Here is a 16221-nt window from a genome sequence, read left to right on the forward strand (position 1 = left end):
GTGCCGCGAAACCGGTTGCTGGAACCGGTTTCGGAGCACGTGAACGGAGGGCTCGCGCCGGGTCGCGGGGGCCCTGAGGAGGTGTGCCCGCACATGGGCTCAGCTGATTTCGATGTGGAGTTCCGCGGCGTCACCAAGCGGTTCGGTGACGTGACGGCGGTCGATGACCTGGACCTGCGGATCCATCAGGGCGAGTTCCTGTCGCTGCTGGGCAGCTCGGGCTGCGGCAAGACGACGTCGCTGCGGATGATCGCCGGCTTCGAGCAGCCGACGAGCGGCGAGGTCCTGATCGGAGGCACCGACGCGGTGGGGCTGCCGCCCTACAAGCGCGACGTCAACACGGTCTTCCAGCACTACGCGCTGTTCCCGCACATGTCGATCCTCGACAACGTGGCCTACGGGCTCAAGCAGCGCAGGCTGGACAAGAAGGAGCGCCATCAGAAGGCGCACGCCGCGCTGGAGCTGGTGCACCTGGAGGGCCGCGCCAACCGCAAGCCGCGCGAGCTGTCCGGCGGCCAGCAGCAGCGCGTCGCGCTGGCGCGGGCGCTGGTGATGGAGCCGCGCGTGCTGCTGCTCGACGAGCCGCTCGGCGCGCTGGACCTCAAGCTGCGCAAGGACATGCAGGTCGAGCTGAAGCGGATCCAGCGCGACGTCGGCATCACGTTCGTCTACGTCACCCACGACCAGGGCGAGGCGATGTCGATGTCGGACCGGATCGCGGTGATGTCCGAGGGCCGCGTCGAGCAGCTCGACGCCCCCGAGGCGATCTACGACCGCCCGGCCTCGGCCTTCGTCGCCGGCTTCGTCGGCGAGATGAACGTGTTGGACGGCGCGGTGCGCACCACGGCCGACGGCGTCGCGACGATCGACGTCGCCGGCGGCTCGACGGTCGCCGCGCGCACCACCGGCGCCCCCGCCGGCAAGGTCGTCGTCGGCATCCGGCCCGAGAAGGTCACGGTCGCGCCCGGCGGCGACGCCGGCCCCAACCGCCTGGCCGCCACCGTCGTCACGCGCCTGCAGCTCGGCAGCTCGATCCAGGTCGTCGCCCAGCTGACCGACGGCACCGAGGTCACCGCCGTCGTCCCGCGCACCGGCGCGGACGCGACGGTCGACGCGCTCGCCACCGGCGACCGCGTCTGCCTGACCTTCGCCGACACCGCCCCGATCGTCCTGGCCGCCTAGCGCGGCCCCATCCCCGGAGGAGAACCCACGATGTCCCCCAAGTCCGATGGCGAGCTCCGCCTGCTCGCGCCCGCCGGCCTCAAGCCGAAGATCGACCGCCTCGCGCGCCTGTCGCAGAACGCCGCGTGGCGCGAGCGCGGCGTCAAGGTCTCCCGCCGCGAGGCGATCGGCCTCGGCGGCCTGGCCCTGCTGATCGCCGGCTGCGGCGGATCCACCGGCGGCTCCTCGGGCGGCGGCGGCAGCGCCAAGGCCGCGAGCGCGCGCCTGGAGGGCAAGCCGCTGGAGTCCAACCTGCTCATCTACAACTTCTCCGAGTACCTGGACCCCAAGACGCGCGCTTCGTTCCACAAGCAGAACCCCGGCACGACCGTCAAGGAGACCTACTACTCGTCCTCGGACGAGATGGAGGCCAAGATCAAGGCGGGCGGCGGCGACTACGACATCATCGTTCCGGGCCAGAACTCGATCGCCCCGCTGGGCGAGGCCGGTCTGCTCTACCAGCTCGACCACAGCCTCATCCCCAACATGTCCAACCTGCAGCCGCAGTGGAAGGACCTGGACTACGACAAGGGCAACAAGTTCACGGTCGTCAAGAACTGGGGCTACGTCGGCTTCTACTACCGCAACGACCTGATCGACGCCACGCCCAAGACCTACATGGAGTTCTTGGAGGGCCTGCCCGCCGCGGCCAAGAAGGGCCGCACGAACATGCTCGAGGGCACCACGACGATCATCGGCGACACGATGATCGCGATGGGGCTGGACCCCGACTCCGAGAACCAGGCCGACTACGACAAGGCCGTCAAGTTCCTGCAGCCGCTGGCCGGCTCGATCAAGACGCTCGACGCCTCCACCAACCGCGCCGACACCGTCAGCGGCAAGATCATCTACGGCCAGGCCTGGTCCGGCGACCTCGCCCAGATCGCCGCCGCGCGCAAGGACATCACCTGCGTCGCGCCCGACGGCGCCTGCGAGCGCTTCGCCGACAACTGGGCGATCCCGGCCCAGGCGCCGCACCCGGTCGCCGCGCACGCGTGGATCAACTACCTCCTGGATCCCGAGATCGCCCTGCAGGAGATGAAGTACTCCGGCTACGGCACGGCGAACGCCAAGACGTGGGACCTGCCCGGCGCCAAGAAGTACGCCAACAACCCGCTCGTCAACCTCGAGCAGGACAAGATCAACGGCTACAAGTTCATCCTGTCGCCGACGCCGAAGGTCCTCAACCTGCGCCAGCAGGCCTACGAGAAGTTCCGGGCGACGCGATGAGCGCCCAGCAGCTGCACCGGCCGGCCGCCGCCTCGGCGGCGGCCGGGGAGGGCGGCGGGAGCGACGGTCCCGGCACCGGAGCCGCGGGCACCCGCGCCCGTCGGGTCCGCTCGTTCGCGCCGCGCTACCCCGGGTGGCTGGCCGGGCCGCTGCTGGCCTACTACCTGGTCCTGTTCGTCGCGCCGCTGCTGATCCTGGTCGCCTTCGCGCTGGCCCGCCAGGCGGACTCCTTCGCCGGCAACCAGATCATCTACGGGTTCTACACCGACGCGTTCAGCCAGGTCTTCGACTCGCTGTACCTCAACGTCTTCAAGCAGACGTTCCTGATGGCCTTCGGCGGGACCGCGGCGACCGTGCTCGTCGGCTTCCCCTTGGCCTACTGGATGGCGCGCCACGTCAGCGCCAAGCGCAAGGGGATCGTCGTCCTGCTGGTGATCATCCCGTTCTGGACCTCGTTCCTGATCCGGACGTTCGCCTGGAAGATCATCCTCGACGGCGACGGCTCGTTCGCGGGCAAGCTGCACCTCGACATCCTCTACACGTGGAAGGCCGTCCTGATCGGCCTCGTCTACGGCTACCTGCCGCTGTTCGTGCTGCCCGCCTACGCGGCGCTGGAGCGCATGGACTGGACGCTGGTCGACGGCGCGCTGGACCTCGGCGCCACGCCGTGGCGCGCGTTCAAGGACATCACGTTGCCGCTCACGCGCCCGGGCCTGCTGTCCGGCACGCTGCTGGTCTTCATCCCGATGGCCGGCGAGTACGTCATCCCCGAGATGCTCGGCGGCGGCCGCTTCCTGTTCGTCGGCAACGTCATCCAGGGGCAGTTCATCGGCGCGTCCAACTGGCCGTTCGGCTCGGCGGTCTCGCTGGCGCTGATGGGGTTGTTGTCGATCTTCGTGATTCTGTACCTGATCTCCGCGATGCGGGAGGAGCAGTTCGGTGCCTAGCGCGGCCAACCGCAAGCGGCTGCTGTCGGGGTGGGGCGTCCTCGTCCTGCTGTTCCTGTACGCCCCGATCGCCGTCGTCATCGTGTACGCCTTCAACGCGTCCAAGGACGTGTCGGTCTGGAAGGGCTGGTCGCTGCACTGGTTCAGCGCCGCGTTCCGGTCCGACCGCTACGTCAGCGCGCTGGAGCTGTCGCTGAAGATCGCGGCGCTCAACGCGCTGATCGCGACGCTGCTCGGCACGGCGGCGGCGCTGGCGCTGGGCCGCAGCCGCTCCAGGTGGCGCGTGCCGTTCAGCGCGCTGGTCTTCCTGACGCTCGTCGTGCCGGAGATCGTCATCGCGGTCGCCTCGCGCATCTTCTTCGTGCAGGCCCACGAGAACGTCGGGCTGTTCCCCGCCCTGGGCTGGAAGACGATCCTGCTCGGGCACGTCGTGTGGTCCAGCGCGGTCGTCGTGCTGATCGTCCGCGCCCGCTTCACCGGCATGGGCAGCGAGCTGGAGGAGGCGTCGTTCGACCTCGGCGCCGGGCCGCTGTCGACGTTCCGCCAGGTGACGCTGCCGCGGCTGATGCCCGCGATCGTCGCCGGCGCGCTGCTGGCGTTCACGATGTCCTTCGACGACTACGTGCTGAGCGTGTTCACCGCGTCGGGCGACAGCGAGACGTGGCCGATGGCGGTGTTCAACGACGTCAAGTTCGGCGTCACGCCGGCGGTCAACGCGATCTCCACGTTGATGTTCCTGGTCGTCGCGCTCGGTGTCGCGGGCGCCGCGTGGTTCATCACGCGGCGCGGCGCCGACGGCGCCAAGAGCCTGGCCGATGGCCTCGGCTGACCGCCCCGGCGCGCGGCGCGTGACGATCGCCGACGTCGCGCGGGAGGCCCAGGTGAGCAAGGCCACCGTGTCGCGGGCGCTCAACGCGCCCGAGGTGCTGCGGCCCGACACGCTGGAGCACGTGCTGGGCGTCGTCGCGCGGCTCGGCTTCGCGCCGAACCTCAACGCAAGGTCCTTGACCACGGGGCGGACGCTGGTGATCGGCGTCGTCCTCTCCGACATCCAGGTGCCGTTCTTCACGTCGGTGGCCCGCGCGGTGCAGGACGCCGCGCGCGCCCGCGGGTACCTGACGCTCGTGGGCAACTCCGACGAGCGGGCCGAGGCCGAGGACGACCTGATCCGCGCGTTCGCGTCGCGGATGGTCGACGGGCTGATCGTCACGCCGGCGGCGGGCGACAACCGCGCGCTGCGCGAGGTCGCCGAGCGGATCCCGGTCGTGACCGTCGACCGCATCGTCGAGGGCGTCAGCGCCGCGCGCGTGGTGTCCGACAACTTCGCGGGCGCGCTGAACGCCACGCGCCATCTCCTCGGGCTGGGCCATCGGCGGATCGCCTACCTCTCGTCGCCGTTGGACAAGTCCTCGGCCGTCGAGCGCTACCGCGGCTTCCGCGCCGGCCTGGACGAGGCCGGGATCGCGTTCGATCCGCGGCTGCTGCGGGCCGGCGACTACCACGTCGGCGCGGTCGTCACGGGCGCGACCGAGCTGTTGGAGGACATGGAGCCGACGGCGGCGCTGACGTCCGAGGCGTCGGTGAGCGTCGGCGTGCTGCGCGCCGCCGAGGCGCTCGGCCTGGCCGTGCCCGACGACCTCTCGGTCCTGGGCTTCGACCCGCTGGACTGGGGCTCCCCCGAGCTGTCGGCGGTCGTCCAGGACACCGAGCGCCTGGGCGCCGAGGCGATGGGCCGCCTGCTGCGGCGCCTGGAGGGACGGGGCGAGGCGGGACCGGACGTCGTGCGGGTGCCGACCCGGCTGATGGTGCGCGAGTCCTGCGCGCCGCCGCGCGTCCGGCAGCGGGGCTAGGCCGTGGCGGCGACGGCCCGCGCCAGCACGTGGCGGCGGCCGCCGATCGCGCCGGCCGCGATCAGGCAGGCGACGATCCCCAGGACGATCGCGGCACCGCCGCCGCCCGCGTCGACCAGCGGCCCGCCGGCCGCGACGCCCGCGGCGATCCCGCCGCCGACGGCCGCGCCGTTCCAGGTGAAGGCCTCGGTCATCGCGCCGGGCGGCGAGAGGCGGCCGATCAAGGCGTACGTGCAGGAGAGCAGCGGCGCCCAGCAGAACCCCGACACGTATGCGAGCACGAGCGCCTCGGCGAGCGTGGCGATGAGCGTCAGCGGCGCGAGGACGACCGCGGCGACGACGAGCAGCGCCGCCAGCCGGACCTCCAGCGACGAGCGCCAGGCCCGCATCCCGAAGAGGACGCCGGCGGTCAGGCTGCCCATCGAGGACAGCGCGAGCAGCGCGCCGGAGGCGCCGGCGGCGTGGAGGTCGTGCGCGACGCCGGGCAGGCCGACCTCGATCGACCCCATGCCGATCCCCGCGCCGAACGAGCCGAAGAGCAGCAGGCGCAGTCCGGGCGCGGTCAGCGCGCCCGCGCCGCGCGTGCGCGTGCCGTGGCCGCCGCGGGCGCGGACGGCGGGGGAGGAGACGAACCACAGCGTCCCGCCGAGCGACACCGCGGCCATCGCGAGGACCGCGGCCGACGGCGAGGCGAGCGCGATCGTCCCGCCGACCAGCAGCGGGCCCGACGACCAGACCAGCTCCTGCACCGTCGCATCGAGCGCGAACGCGGCCTCGCGCGCGTGCGGCTCGGCCACCAGCTCCGGCCAGATCACGCGCACGCACGCGGAGATCGGCGGCTGCACCGCGCCGACCAGCGCCCCGAGCGCGACGAGGACGACCGGCGGCGCGTCGGCCCGCGCGGCGACGACCAGCGCGACCAAGGCGATGGCGTTGCCTGCCGCGCACGGGACGAGCACGCGCGCCTGGCCGAAGCGGTCGACGAGCCGGCCGAGCAGCGGGCCGCCGACGGCCGCCGCGACGCCGTACGCGCCGACGACCGCGCCCGCGGTTCCGAAGGCGCCCGTGAGGTCGCGCACGAGCAGGAGCATGGCCAGCGTCATGCCGAGCGGCAGCCGCCCGGCGACCGAGCTGAACAACAACCGGCGCGCGCCGGGAGCGGAAAGGACCGGACCGTAGTTCCCCATGCTGAGAGCGCTATCAACGTATCAGGGAGGCGGGGCGTGATCGCGGTCGCCGGAGAGGCGCTGGTCGACCTCGTCCCCGAGGGCGCGGCGCTGCGCCCGCTGCCGGGCGGCGGTCCCTACAACGCGGCGCGGGCGGCCGCGCGGCTCGGCGCCGACGTCGCGTTCCTCGGGCGGATCTCGACCGACGCGCTGGGCGAGGTCCTGCGCGCGGGGCTGGCCGACGACGGGGTCGCGATGGGGTGCGTGGTCGCGACCGACGACCCGACGACGCTGGCGGTCGCCGCCGTCGGCCCCGACGGCGGCGCGGCCTACACCTTCTACGTCGACGGCACCTCGGCGCCGGGGCTGACCGACGCCGACGTGGCGCGCGCGCTGGCCGGGACGGACGTCGACGTGCTGTGCGTCGGCACGCTCGGGCTGGTCTTCGAGCCGTCGGCGAGCGCGCTGGAGCGGCTGGTGGCCGAGGCGTCCGACGACGTCCTCGTCGTGGTCGACCCGAACTGCCGGCCGGCGGCGATCGGGGGCGACGCGGCGGCCTACCGGGCGCGGCTGGCGCGCGTGCTCACGCGCGCCGACCTCGTGAAGGCCAGCGCGGAGGACCTGGAGTGGCTGGTGCCCGGCGCGGCGCCGGAGCGCGCGATGCGCGAGCTGCTGCGCGCGGGCGCGACCGGGATCGTCACGCTCGGCGGCGACGGCGCGCTGGTCGTCCCGCCCGAGGCCGACGGCGCCGCCTTCACGGTCCCGGCGCCGCGCGTGGACGTGGTCGACACGATCGGCGCCGGCGACGCGTTCCTGGGCGCGCTGCTCGCCCGCCGTCCGGCGCCGGGGGATCCCGACGCGCTCCGCGAGGCGGTCGCGTTCGCGTGCGCGGTGGCCGCGCGGACCTGCGAGCGCGCGGGCGCGGACCCGCCGCGGGCGGCCGAGCTGTGCCTCGGACCGTGACCCGTTCGAGGCCGTCGCCGAGCCCTCAGCCCGGCGCGACCGTCGCGCCCAGCGCCTCGAGCTGGGCCGCGAGGTCGGGCGCGGGATGGAAGCGGTAGAGCCGCCCTTCGCGCTCGGTCGTCAACAGGCCGCGGTCGGCGAGGTCGCGGAGATCGGTGCGGGCCGTCTCGTGCGTGACGCCGTGGGCGTTGGCGTGCGAGGTGAAGGTGTAGACGCGGTCGCCGTCGCGCAGCGCGCCGCCGAGCAGCTCGGTCTGACGGTGGTTGAACCCGCTCGCTCCCCGCAGCAGCCTCTCCACGCCGCGGACCTCCGCGACCTTGCGCCGCAGGTACTTGTGCAGCTCGTCGATCGCGCGCTCGATCACGCCGAGCTGGTGGATGATGAAGTAGGTGGTGTCGCCGTGATCGGTCTCGGTGAGCAGGAACGCGCGGTTGTACCGCCCCGGCGCCTCGCGCAGGATCTTCGAGATCGACAGGTACTCGACCAACCAGTAGCCCTTGGTCCTCATGAACCATGAGAACAGGACCCGGGCGGTGCGCCCGTTGCCGTCCTCGAACGGGTGGTCGTAGGCCAACCAGAAGTGCAGCAGGATCGCGCGCACGACCGGGTGGATGAACGTGTCCTCGTCGTCGCTGTCGCCGTTGGCGAAGTCGCAGAGCGCTTGGAGGCGCGAGGGAAGCTGGTCCGCGGGCGGGGGACGATGGAGGACGCCGCCGTCGATGCGGTCCACGACCGCGACCCGCGGCTCGTCCGGCGTCTGCAGGCGGCCGCTGGCGCTCGGGTCGTCGAGCGTGCCGTCGTTCAGGATGCGCTGCAGCTCGAGGACGTCGGCGGGCCGGAGCCGGTCGCCCATCGACTCGCGCATGTACTGCAACGCCATGTAGTTGTTGACGATCATGAGCTCGCTGCGGTCCTTCGGCCGGCGGCCGGTGCGCAGCAGCTCCTTGGCGACCCGGCGCGACGTGCTCGCGCCTTCCAGCTGGCTGGAGCGGATCGCCTCCTCCATCAGCGAGTTGACGAGGTACTGCCGCTTGGCCTGCGCGTCGCCGGTGACGACCTCCGGCATCCGGATCTCGCCGGCGCAGCGCTGGTCGACCAGGTGTAGGGCGCGGAGGACGAGGTCGGGCGTCGTGTAGGTGAACGCCACGCCGTCGCGGTCGCGGAGCGGCAGCGTTCGCGCCGCCTGGGTGCGACCGAGCTTGACCGCGGCCCACCACTCCTCGGAGGTGAGGCCGTCGGGTGGGTCCAGGTGCCGCAGCTTGTCCCAGTGCGGATAGCCGGCGGGCAGCTTCGCCTGCGTGATCGCGAGGAAGCGATCGAGGCTCAAGGCACGGGAGGAGTCGGGCGGCTGGGCGACGTGAAGCGTCATTCCAAATCTATCCAAGAGGTTCCAAGTTCTTGGATTGTATCCAAATCCTTGGATGGATTTGGATTGACTTGGATTACCCCGTCGCGGCCACCGTCGTCGCCGCGGTCGCGCCGGCGGTGGCCGCCGTCTGCGCGTTCTCGGCCAGCGAGCGGACGACGTAGACGGTGAAGAGCAGGAGGCCGGGAGGGAGGGCGGAGGGGTCGGGGACGGCGACCTTGACGGGGCGCTTGCTCCAGCCCTTGCCCTCGATGATGGCCAGCTCGCGGTCGCCGCCGAAGGTCAGGGCGTAGCGCTCCTTCCAGGCGGAGGCGGGGCGCAGGCCGTACCCGTGGTCGTGCCACATGAGGTTGCCGCCGCGGCGAAACGCACGGGGCTCGTAGGCGCCGACCGGCGTGCCGGCGGCGTCGTAGGCCTCGATCACGGTGTGGAAGACGCCGCGTTGGGCCAGCTCCCAGGAGCGGTCGCCGACGGCGGTCTCGGCGGAGGCGGAGCGGCTGAACCAGCCGCGCAGGCGCAGCGAGCCGACGCCCTCCAGCACGTACAGCTTCTTGTCGCCGGGCGCGCGCGTCAGCTCCAGTTCGGGCATGGCGCGCACGCTACCGGCGACGGCGGGCGATCGCTACGCCTTCGGCCCCTCACCCCTGAGGCCCTGCTCGATCAGCGGCACGACGTGGTCGATCGCCCACGGGATCGACAGCACGGTCGGCGCGCCCTGCGCCTGGGCCTCGACGAGCGTCAGCGGCACGAAGCCGCCGTGCTGGATGACGTCGAGGTCCTGGAAGCCGGGACGCGAGGTGAAGGACTTGCGGTCCTTGTCGGTGTTGAACCACGAGACGAACACGTCGGCGTCGAGCAGGCCGAGGCGCTCGTAGCTGACGTTGGCGAAGAACTGCTCGCCCTTGGCGACCTGCCGCTGACCGGACGACAGCTTCATCCCGAGGTCCTCCAGGAACTTGATCCGCAGGTCGCTCGGCGTGTACACCGCGACCTGCGACGCCTCCTGGCGCGCCGTGTAGCTGAAGGTCTTGCCCTGGATGTCGGGGTGGTCGGCCTTGGCCTTGTCCAACGCCTTGTTGGTGGCGTCGACCAGCCGCTGGGCCTTCTCGGGCTGCCCGAGCGCCTGGCCGATGATCTTCGCCTGCTCGTCCCACGGCGTCGTGTACAGGCCGGCGCCCTTGTTGTAGGTGACGGTCGGCGCGATCTTCGACAGCTTGGCGAAGTCGTCCTCGGTCACGCCGCTCTGGACGGCGATGACGAGGTCGGGGCGCAGCGCGGCGATCTTCTCGAACGGGATGCCGTCGGCGATCGACAGCTTCTCCGGCTTGGCGTCGCCGATCTGCTCGGCGCCCCACGGGCCGACGCCCTGCGGGAAGTCGGGGCCGATGTCGAACACGCCGACCGGCTTGACGCCGAGCGCGAGCACGACGTCCTGGTCGCTCCAGCCGAGCGTGACGACGCGCGACGGCGCGTGGTCGATCGTGGTCGTGCCGAAGGCGCCGGTCAGCGAGACGGGGTAGGCGCCCGAGGAGGTGGTGGCCTTGGAGGAGCTGCTGCCGTCGTCGTCCGACGAGCCGCACGCCGCCAGGGCGAGCGCCAGGACGGCGAGCAGCAGGAGGGGGAGGGGCTTCTTCTTGTTCATCATGAGGCTCTCAGGAGGACGAGGAGGCCGCGCCCGCGCGCCGCCGCGCCGCCGGCACGACGAGCGGCGTCCCCGTCTCGGGGTCGTCGACGACCCGGCAGCGCAGGCCGAAGACGGCCTCGACCAGGTCGGCGTCGACGATCGTCCGCGGGTCGCCCTCGGCGACGATCGCGCCCTCGCGCATGGCGATCAGGTGCGTCGCGTACCGGCACGCGTGGTTGAGGTCGTGCAGGACGGCCACCAGCGTCCGGCCCTGGTCCTCGTGCAGCTCCGCGCACAGGTCCAGGACCTCGATCTGGTGGGTGATGTCCAGGAACGTCGTCGGCTCGTCGAGCAGCAGCAGCGGCGTCTCCTGCGCGAGCGCCATCGCCAGCCAGACGCGCTGGCGCTGGCCGCCGGACAGCTCGTCGACGTGCCGGTCGGCCAGGTCGCCCACGCGCGTGGCGGCCATCGCCGCGGACACCGCCTCCTCGTCCCGCGGCGACCACTGCCGCAGCAGGCCCTGGTGCGGGTAGCGGCCGCGCGCGACCAGGTCGGCGACCGTGATCGCGTCCGGCGCGATCGAGGACTGCGGCAGCAGCCCGAGCCGCCGCGCGACCTCCTTGGACGGCAGCGACGTGATCGCGTGGCCGTCCAACAGCACTTGGCCCTCGCGCGGCTTGATCATCCGCGCCAGCGCGCGCAACATGGTGGACTTGCCGCACGCGTTGGGGCCGACGACGACCGTGAACGACCCGTCGGGGATCGTCACGTCGAGGTCGGCCGCGACCGTGCGGTCGTCGTAGGACAAGGTCAATCGCTCGCCGAGCAGCCGGGTCATGCGCGTCCCCTCCGGGCCTCGAGGGCCAACAGCCAGATCAGGTACAGCCCGCCGAGTGCGCCGGTGACGACGCCGACCGGCAGCGGGGTCGACGGGAACAGCCGCTGCGCGAGCACGTCGGAGGCCAGCATCAGCGCCGCGCCCATCATCGCGGCGGTCATCACGCCGGGGCCGGTCGCGCCGGTCAGCCGCCGCGCGATCTGCGGCGCGGTCAGCGCCACGAACGCGACCGGGCCGCACGCGGCGGTCGCGACCGCCGTCAGCAGCACGCCGACCACGATGTTGGACAACCGCGACCGCTCCACCGAGACGCCGAGCGCCTTGGCGGTGTCGTCGCCCATCTCCACCATCTTGAGGTCGCGCTGCAGCAGCGCGCAGGCGGGCAGGAGCACGCCGAGGGCGGCCAGCGTCGGCCAGACGTGCTCCCAGCCGCGGCCGTTCAGCGAGCCGGTCAGCCACACCGACGCCGCCTGGACGTCCTCGATCTTGGCCCGCGTCAGCAGGTAGTTGACCAAGGCCTCCAACATCGCGCTGATGCCGATGCCGACCAACACCAGGCGGTAGCCCTGCACGCCGTCGCGGAAGGCCAACCCGTACACGGCCAGCGCCGTCAGCAGGCCGCCGATCATCGAGCCGGCCGCGACCGCCACGGTCCCGCCGCCGATGACCGTGATCTCGAACACCGCGGCCGCCGAGGAGCCCGCGGTGAACCCGATGATGTCGGGCGAGCCGAGCGGGTTGCGCGACACCGACTGGAAGATCGCGCCCGCGGCGCCCAGCGCCGCGCCGGCCAGCAGCGCGGTCAGCGCGCGCGGCAGCCGCAGCGTCTCGACGACGAACGACGTCGCGCTGTCGCCCTGGCCGACCAGCGCCTTGACCACGTCCAGCGGCGCGATCGGGTAGTCGCCGGTGCCGACCGCGACGACCAGCAGCGCCAGGACCGCGAGCGTCAGCCCGCCGCAGACGCCGAGCGTCCGGCGCGGCGCCGCGCGGCGGACCGCGGCCAGGGCGGCGGCGCCGCGTTGGGCCGGAGCCGTGGCGATCACAGCTGGGCGATCCGTCGGCGGCGGATCAGCGCGACGAAGACGGGACCGCCGAGGAACGCGCACACGACGCCGACCTCGATCTCGCCGGGACGGTCGATCACCCGGCCCAGGACGTCGGCGGTGAGCAGGAAGACCGGGGCGAGCACGGCGGAGTAGGGCAGGACCCAGCGCTGGTCGGGACCGCAGAGCGCGCGGGCGACGTGGGGGACGGTCAACCCGATGAACACGATCGGGCCGGCCGCCGCGGTCGCCGCGCCGCACAGCAGCGTGACCGCCGCCGCGCCCGCGACGCGCGTGCGGCCGACGTGCGCGCCGAGCGCGCGGCCGGCGTCCTCGCCGAGCGCCAGCGCGTTCAGCGGGCGGGCCAGCGCCAGCGCCAGGAGCAACCCCACCACCATGAACGGCGCGACCTGCCGGATCGTGTCGGTGTCGTGGCCGCCGAGCGCGCCGACGACCCAGAAGCGGTAGCGCTCCAGCACCCGCGTGTCGACGATCGTGATGCCGTTGACGACCGCGCCCAGCGCGGCGGTCACCGCCGTCCCGGCCAGCGCGAGCCGCACCGGCGTGGCGCCCGAGCGCCCCTGCGCGCCGATCCCGTAGACGATGACCGAGGCCAGCGCCGCGCCCGCGAAGCCGAACCAGACGTACCCGGTCGCCGACGTCACGCCCAGCAGCGCGACGCCGAGGACGATCGCGGTCGCCGCGCCCGCGTTGATCCCCAACAACCCTGGGTCGGCCAGCGGGTTGCGCGTCAGCGCCTGCATCAGCGCGCCCGCGACGCCGAGCGCCGCGCCGACCAACAGCCCCAACACGGTGCGCGGGATCCGCAGGTCGTGCACGACGATCGCGTCCTGCGAGCCGTCGTCGTGGAACAGCAGCTCCCAGACGCGGTGCGGCGGGATCGGCTTGGCGCCGACCGAGATCGACAGCAGCACGACGAGCGCGAGCGCCGCGAGGGCGACCAGCAGCCCGGCCGCGCGGGTCGGCGTGGACCTCCGGAGCGTCACGTCAGCCGTCGAGGTCGACGTCGTCCGGCGTCTGGCGGTGCTTCCAGTAGCCGATCGCCTGCATCGGGCCGAACGTCAGCCCGCGCTCGTCGCGCAGGTGCTCGCGCAGCCCGCGGACGGCCAGCGACTCGCCGGCGACCCAGACCTTCGCGCGGCCGGGCGGGAGCGTCGCGGCGCGCAGCGCGTCCAGCAGCTTCGGGCAGCGCCCGGCGGGCGCGCCGTCGCGGTGGATCCAGACGACCTCGGCCGCGCAGCGCGGCGCCAGCGGCTGGCGCTCCCGCGCGTCGGCGACCTCGATGTAGGCCAACGCGCGGTGGCCGGCGGGCAGGCGCTCGAGCGTCGCGGCGATCGACGGCAGCGCGGTCTCGTCGCCGGCCAGCAGCGTGTAGTCGGCCTCGGGGTCGTCGAAGAAGTGCACGCGCGGGCCGGCGACGCCGATCGTGTCGCCCGGGCGCACGCGGCCGCCCCAGCGCGAGGCGGGGGCGTCGTCGCCGTGCAGCACGAGGTCGATCGTCACGCTCGGCGCCTGCCGGTCGTAGCGGCGGATCGTGTAGTTGCGGGCGTGCTGCTCGGGCGTGCCGGGCGGGTAGCGCCAGCCCTCCAGCGGCATCACCGGCTCGGTCGCGCCGGCGGCGGGCCAGATCAGCGTGAGGATCTCGCCGGGCTGCTCGTCGGGGAAGCCGGCGACCGCGTCGCCGCCCAGCGTGATCCGCGCCATCTTCGGCGTGATCCGCTCGACGGCCGTGACGGTCGCGATCCCGGTGTGGAGGGGGAACGGGCGGGCGTCGGCGGCGGTGGCGGTGGCGGCGGCCATGCGTTAGGCCACCCTAACAGGTGGCCGGCCGGGTCGTAGGCCTCCCTAATACGGCGTCGGCGAGCCTAGGCGGCCAGCGCGTCCAGCAGCCCCCAGGTCGCGGCCGGGTCGAAGTGCGAGCCGGTCCCCGCGACGATCCGCTCGCGCGCCAGCGGCTCCGGGAGCGCCTCGCGATAGGGGCGGTGCGAGGTCATGGCCTCGTAGGCGTCGCACACCGCGATGACGCGCGCGCCGATCGGGATCGCCTCGCCCGCCAGGCCGTCGGGGTAGCCGGCGCCGTCCCAGCGCTCGTGGTGGTGTCGCACGGCCCGCGAGGCCTCGCGGAACTCCGGGATCGCCTCCAGCGCGCGGGCGCCCCAGACCGGGTGCTCGCGCATGATCGACCACTCGGCGTCGTCCAGCGGCCCGGGCTTGTGCAGGATCTGGTCGGGCACGCCGATCTTGCCGAGGTCGTGCAGGTGGGCCGCGATGCGCAGGTGGCCGAGCTCGGCGCCGGTGACGCCGACCCGGCGGGCGACCTGCTCGCAGAGGTCGACGACCGTCGAGCTGTGGCGGCCGGTGTAGCCGTCGCGCAGGTCCAGCAGCGCGGCCAGCGAGCCGACCGACGCCTCCAGCGTCCGCGCCAGCCGGCGCTCGGCCTCGGCGGCGCGCAGCGCCTCGGCGGCCAGCGCGGCGAGGTCCTCGACGGCCTCGTGCAGCGCGCGGCCGCGGCGCATCCGCGGGCGCACGAGCGTGAGCGCGCCCCAGGCGGGCGCGTCGAGCGTCAGCAGCGCGTGGGCGCTGTCGCGGGCGACGACGGGCTCGCCGTCGCCCAGCGCGTGGCGTTCGGGGACGACGAGGTCGTCGAGCGCGTCCGCCGCGCCGGCGAGCGCCAGCAGCTCGTGGTCGGCCTCGGCGCCGTGGCCGGGGCAGCGGGTGATCGCCACCGCCGCGCACGTGGCCGTGCGGCAGGCGTGGCGCGCGACGTGGTTGAGCAGCGGGTGCGTGGTCGGCCGGGCGGAGAGGACGTTCGTGCGCGGCATGTGACTCCGAAGCGTTCCGCGTCGCGCGCGCTTCAAACGGCCTGTCCCGATCCTGCAACAGCTTTGTGCAGAAAACCTGCACGAAGATGCACCGAAAAGACCGGCGATGGGTCCGGGCGAGCGCCTTGACACAATCGCGGACGCCGTGACGACCCACCTTCCCCTGGACTATGACAAGCGCCTGATGCTCTTCGCGGGGCGCAGCTCGCCCGCGCTGGCCGAGGCGATCTCCGGCCGCCTCGGCGTCGAGATGGGTCCGGTGGACCTGCAGACCTACGCCAACGGCGAGATGTACTGCCGGTTCGAGGAGTCGGTCCGCGGCGCCGACGTGTTCCTGGTGCAATCGCTGGCCTCCTCGCGCGACGGGGCGCTGACGCTCAACGACGCGCTGATGGAGCTGATCCTGCTCGTCGACGCGGCGGTCGGCGCCTCCGCGCACCGCGTGATCGCCGTCATCCCGTGGTTCGGGTACTCGCGCCAGGACATGAAGTCGCGGCTGCGCGAGCCGATCAGCGCGCGGGCGGTCGCGAAGATGCTCGAGTCCGTCGGCGTCGACCGCGTCCTCACCGTCGACCTGCACACCGGCCAGTCGCAGGGGTTCTTCCGCGTGCCGGTCGACCACATGACCGCCGTGCACTCGCTGGCCGACGCGCTGCGCGACGAGCTGCCCGCCGACGCGGTCGTCGTCGCGCCCGACGCCGGCCGCGTGAAGCTCGCCAAGAAGTTCTCCACCATGTTGGGCACCGAGCTGGCGATCCTCGACCCCGAGGCCGGCAACCCGAGCCACCGCGTGATCGGCGACGTCGCGGGGCGCTGCGCGATCGTCGTCGACGACATCATCGACACGGGCCGCACGCTGGGCGCCGCGGTGCGCGCGCTGCGCGACGCCGACGCCCGCGCGATCCGCGCGGTCGCCACGCACCCCGTGCTGAGCCCCGGCACGCCGGAGGCCGTCGACGCCATGGGACTGGACGAGCTGCTGGTCACCGACACCGTGCCGCTGCCCGACGACGCGCCGGACGTGGTGCGCGTGGTGTCGTCCGCCGACCTGCTGGCCGACACGATCCGCCGGATCTTCACCGACGACTCGGTCGCCGAGGCGTTCGGGGGCGACAACATCTAGGTGA

General features: G+C 73.1%; 16 protein-coding genes. 7 read left to right on the forward strand and 9 right to left on the reverse strand.

Going from position 1 to position 16221, the window contains the following annotated elements:
* Positions 1–150 precede the first annotated feature (150 nt).
* Genes VFG42_RS15310 through VFG42_RS15330 form a run of 5 tightly spaced genes read left to right on the forward strand, consistent with a single transcriptional unit; the run spans position 151 to position 5248 of the window.
* A complete protein-coding gene (locus tag VFG42_RS15310; RefSeq protein WP_324909608.1) occupies positions 151–1182 on the forward strand; it encodes an ABC transporter ATP-binding protein in 1032 nt (343 codons plus the stop codon).
* Between the two features lie 30 nt (positions 1183–1212).
* On the forward strand, positions 1213–2451 hold the full coding sequence (locus VFG42_RS15315) for a spermidine/putrescine ABC transporter substrate-binding protein (RefSeq protein WP_324909609.1): 1239 nt from the start codon (positions 1213–1215) through the stop codon (positions 2449–2451).
* Complete coding sequence (locus tag VFG42_RS15320) at positions 2448–3398, forward strand: ABC transporter permease (RefSeq protein WP_324909610.1); 951 nt, start codon at positions 2448–2450, stop codon at positions 3396–3398. Before VFG42_RS15315 ends, VFG42_RS15320 begins: the two co-directional genes overlap by 4 nt.
* Positions 3391–4227 carry an ABC transporter permease gene (locus VFG42_RS15325; RefSeq protein ID WP_324909611.1) on the forward strand — a complete coding sequence of 279 codons (837 nt, stop codon included), beginning with the start codon at positions 3391–3393 and terminating at the stop codon, positions 4225–4227. Before VFG42_RS15320 ends, VFG42_RS15325 begins: the two co-directional genes overlap by 8 nt.
* Positions 4214–5248 carry a LacI family DNA-binding transcriptional regulator gene (locus VFG42_RS15330; protein ID WP_324909612.1) on the forward strand — a complete coding sequence of 345 codons (1035 nt, stop codon included), beginning with the start codon at positions 4214–4216 and terminating at the stop codon, positions 5246–5248. Before VFG42_RS15325 ends, VFG42_RS15330 begins: the two co-directional genes overlap by 14 nt.
* On the opposite strand, the gene VFG42_RS15335 is transcribed toward VFG42_RS15330, so the two are convergent.
* On the reverse strand, positions 5245–6435 hold the full coding sequence (locus VFG42_RS15335) for an MFS transporter (protein WP_324909613.1): 1191 nt from the start codon (positions 6433–6435) through the stop codon (positions 5245–5247). The genes VFG42_RS15330 and VFG42_RS15335 overlap by 4 nt on opposite strands.
* Before the next feature lie 36 nt (positions 6436–6471).
* On the opposite strand from VFG42_RS15335, the gene VFG42_RS15340 reads away from it, so the two are divergent.
* Entirely contained in the window at positions 6472–7377 is a 906-nt protein-coding gene (locus VFG42_RS15340; RefSeq protein ID WP_324909614.1) for a PfkB family carbohydrate kinase, read from the forward strand.
* Positions 7378–7402: 25 nt separating this feature from the next.
* Here VFG42_RS15340 and VFG42_RS15345 read toward each other — a convergent pair whose 3' ends face one another.
* The 8 genes from VFG42_RS15345 to VFG42_RS15380 all read right to left on the reverse strand — a co-directional run bounded on the left by VFG42_RS15345 (position 7403) and on the right by VFG42_RS15380 (position 15094).
* Positions 7403–8746, reverse strand: coding sequence for a Fic family protein (locus VFG42_RS15345; protein WP_324909615.1), 1344 nt, complete (start codon positions 8744–8746; stop codon positions 7403–7405).
* Positions 8747–8819: 73 nt separating this feature from the next.
* Complete coding sequence (locus tag VFG42_RS15350; protein WP_324909616.1) at positions 8820–9332, reverse strand: hypothetical protein; 513 nt, start codon at positions 9330–9332, stop codon at positions 8820–8822.
* A gap of 33 nt (positions 9333–9365) precedes the next feature.
* Positions 9366–10388 (reverse strand): iron-siderophore ABC transporter substrate-binding protein, encoded by a 1023-nt coding sequence (locus tag VFG42_RS15355; protein ID WP_324909617.1) that lies wholly within the window; start codon positions 10386–10388, stop codon positions 9366–9368.
* A 7-nt stretch (positions 10389–10395) separates the two neighbouring features.
* Positions 10396–11205: an ABC transporter ATP-binding protein gene (locus VFG42_RS15360; RefSeq protein ID WP_324909618.1), complete on the reverse strand. Its 810-nt coding sequence runs from the start codon at positions 11203–11205 to the stop codon at positions 10396–10398.
* The gene (locus VFG42_RS15365) at positions 11202–12251 is read right to left on the reverse strand and encodes a FecCD family ABC transporter permease (RefSeq protein WP_324909619.1); all 1050 of its coding nucleotides are present in this window, start codon (positions 12249–12251) and stop codon (positions 11202–11204) included. Before VFG42_RS15365 ends, VFG42_RS15360 begins: the two co-directional genes overlap by 4 nt.
* Complete coding sequence (locus VFG42_RS15370; RefSeq protein ID WP_324909620.1) at positions 12248–13258, reverse strand: FecCD family ABC transporter permease; 1011 nt, start codon at positions 13256–13258, stop codon at positions 12248–12250. Before VFG42_RS15370 ends, VFG42_RS15365 begins: the two co-directional genes overlap by 4 nt.
* Position 13259: 1 nt before the next feature.
* Positions 13260–14072, reverse strand: a complete 813-nt coding sequence (locus VFG42_RS15375) for a siderophore-interacting protein (RefSeq protein ID WP_324909621.1) — start codon at positions 14070–14072, stop codon at positions 13260–13262.
* Between the two features lie 65 nt (positions 14073–14137).
* Complete coding sequence (locus VFG42_RS15380) at positions 14138–15094, reverse strand: HD-GYP domain-containing protein (RefSeq protein ID WP_324909622.1); 957 nt, start codon at positions 15092–15094, stop codon at positions 14138–14140.
* Positions 15095–15257: 163 nt separating this feature from the next.
* Here VFG42_RS15380 and VFG42_RS15385 point away from each other — a divergent pair, with 163 nt between their 5' ends.
* The gene (locus VFG42_RS15385; protein WP_349260427.1) at positions 15258–16217 is read left to right on the forward strand and encodes a ribose-phosphate pyrophosphokinase; all 960 of its coding nucleotides are present in this window, start codon (positions 15258–15260) and stop codon (positions 16215–16217) included.
* Positions 16218–16221: the final 4 nt, after the last annotated feature.

The sequence above is a fragment of the Baekduia sp. genome (genome assembly GCF_035685985.1).
Classification (GTDB): Bacteria; Actinomycetota; Thermoleophilia; order Solirubrobacterales; family Solirubrobacteraceae; genus Baekduia.

Bases quoted from the DNA above. Each gene is read 5' to 3' on its own strand.
- VFG42_RS15380 (WP_324909622.1), bottom strand. From the start codon at position 15,094: ATGCCGCGCACGAACGTCCTCTCCGCCCGGCCGACCACGCACCCGCTG.
- VFG42_RS15360 (WP_324909618.1), bottom strand. From the start codon at position 11,205: ATGACCCGGCTGCTCGGCGAGCGATTGACCTTGTCCTACGACGACCGC.
- VFG42_RS15330 (WP_324909612.1), top strand. From the start codon at position 4,214: ATGGCCTCGGCTGACCGCCCCGGCGCGCGGCGCGTGACGATCGCCGAC.
- VFG42_RS15320 (WP_324909610.1), top strand. From the start codon at position 2,448: ATGAGCGCCCAGCAGCTGCACCGGCCGGCCGCCGCCTCGGCGGCGGCC.
- VFG42_RS15350 (WP_324909616.1), bottom strand. From the start codon at position 9,332: ATGCCCGAACTGGAGCTGACGCGCGCGCCCGGCGACAAGAAGCTGTAC.
- VFG42_RS15375 (WP_324909621.1), bottom strand. From the start codon at position 14,072: ATGGCCGCCGCCACCGCCACCGCCGCCGACGCCCGCCCGTTCCCCCTC.
- VFG42_RS15315 (WP_324909609.1), top strand. From the start codon at position 1,213: ATGTCCCCCAAGTCCGATGGCGAGCTCCGCCTGCTCGCGCCCGCCGGC.
- VFG42_RS15335 (WP_324909613.1), bottom strand. From the start codon at position 6,435: ATGGGGAACTACGGTCCGGTCCTTTCCGCTCCCGGCGCGCGCCGGTTG.
- VFG42_RS15355 (WP_324909617.1), bottom strand. From the start codon at position 10,388: ATGATGAACAAGAAGAAGCCCCTCCCCCTCCTGCTGCTCGCCGTCCTG.
- VFG42_RS15345 (WP_324909615.1), bottom strand. From the start codon at position 8,746: ATGACGCTTCACGTCGCCCAGCCGCCCGACTCCTCCCGTGCCTTGAGC.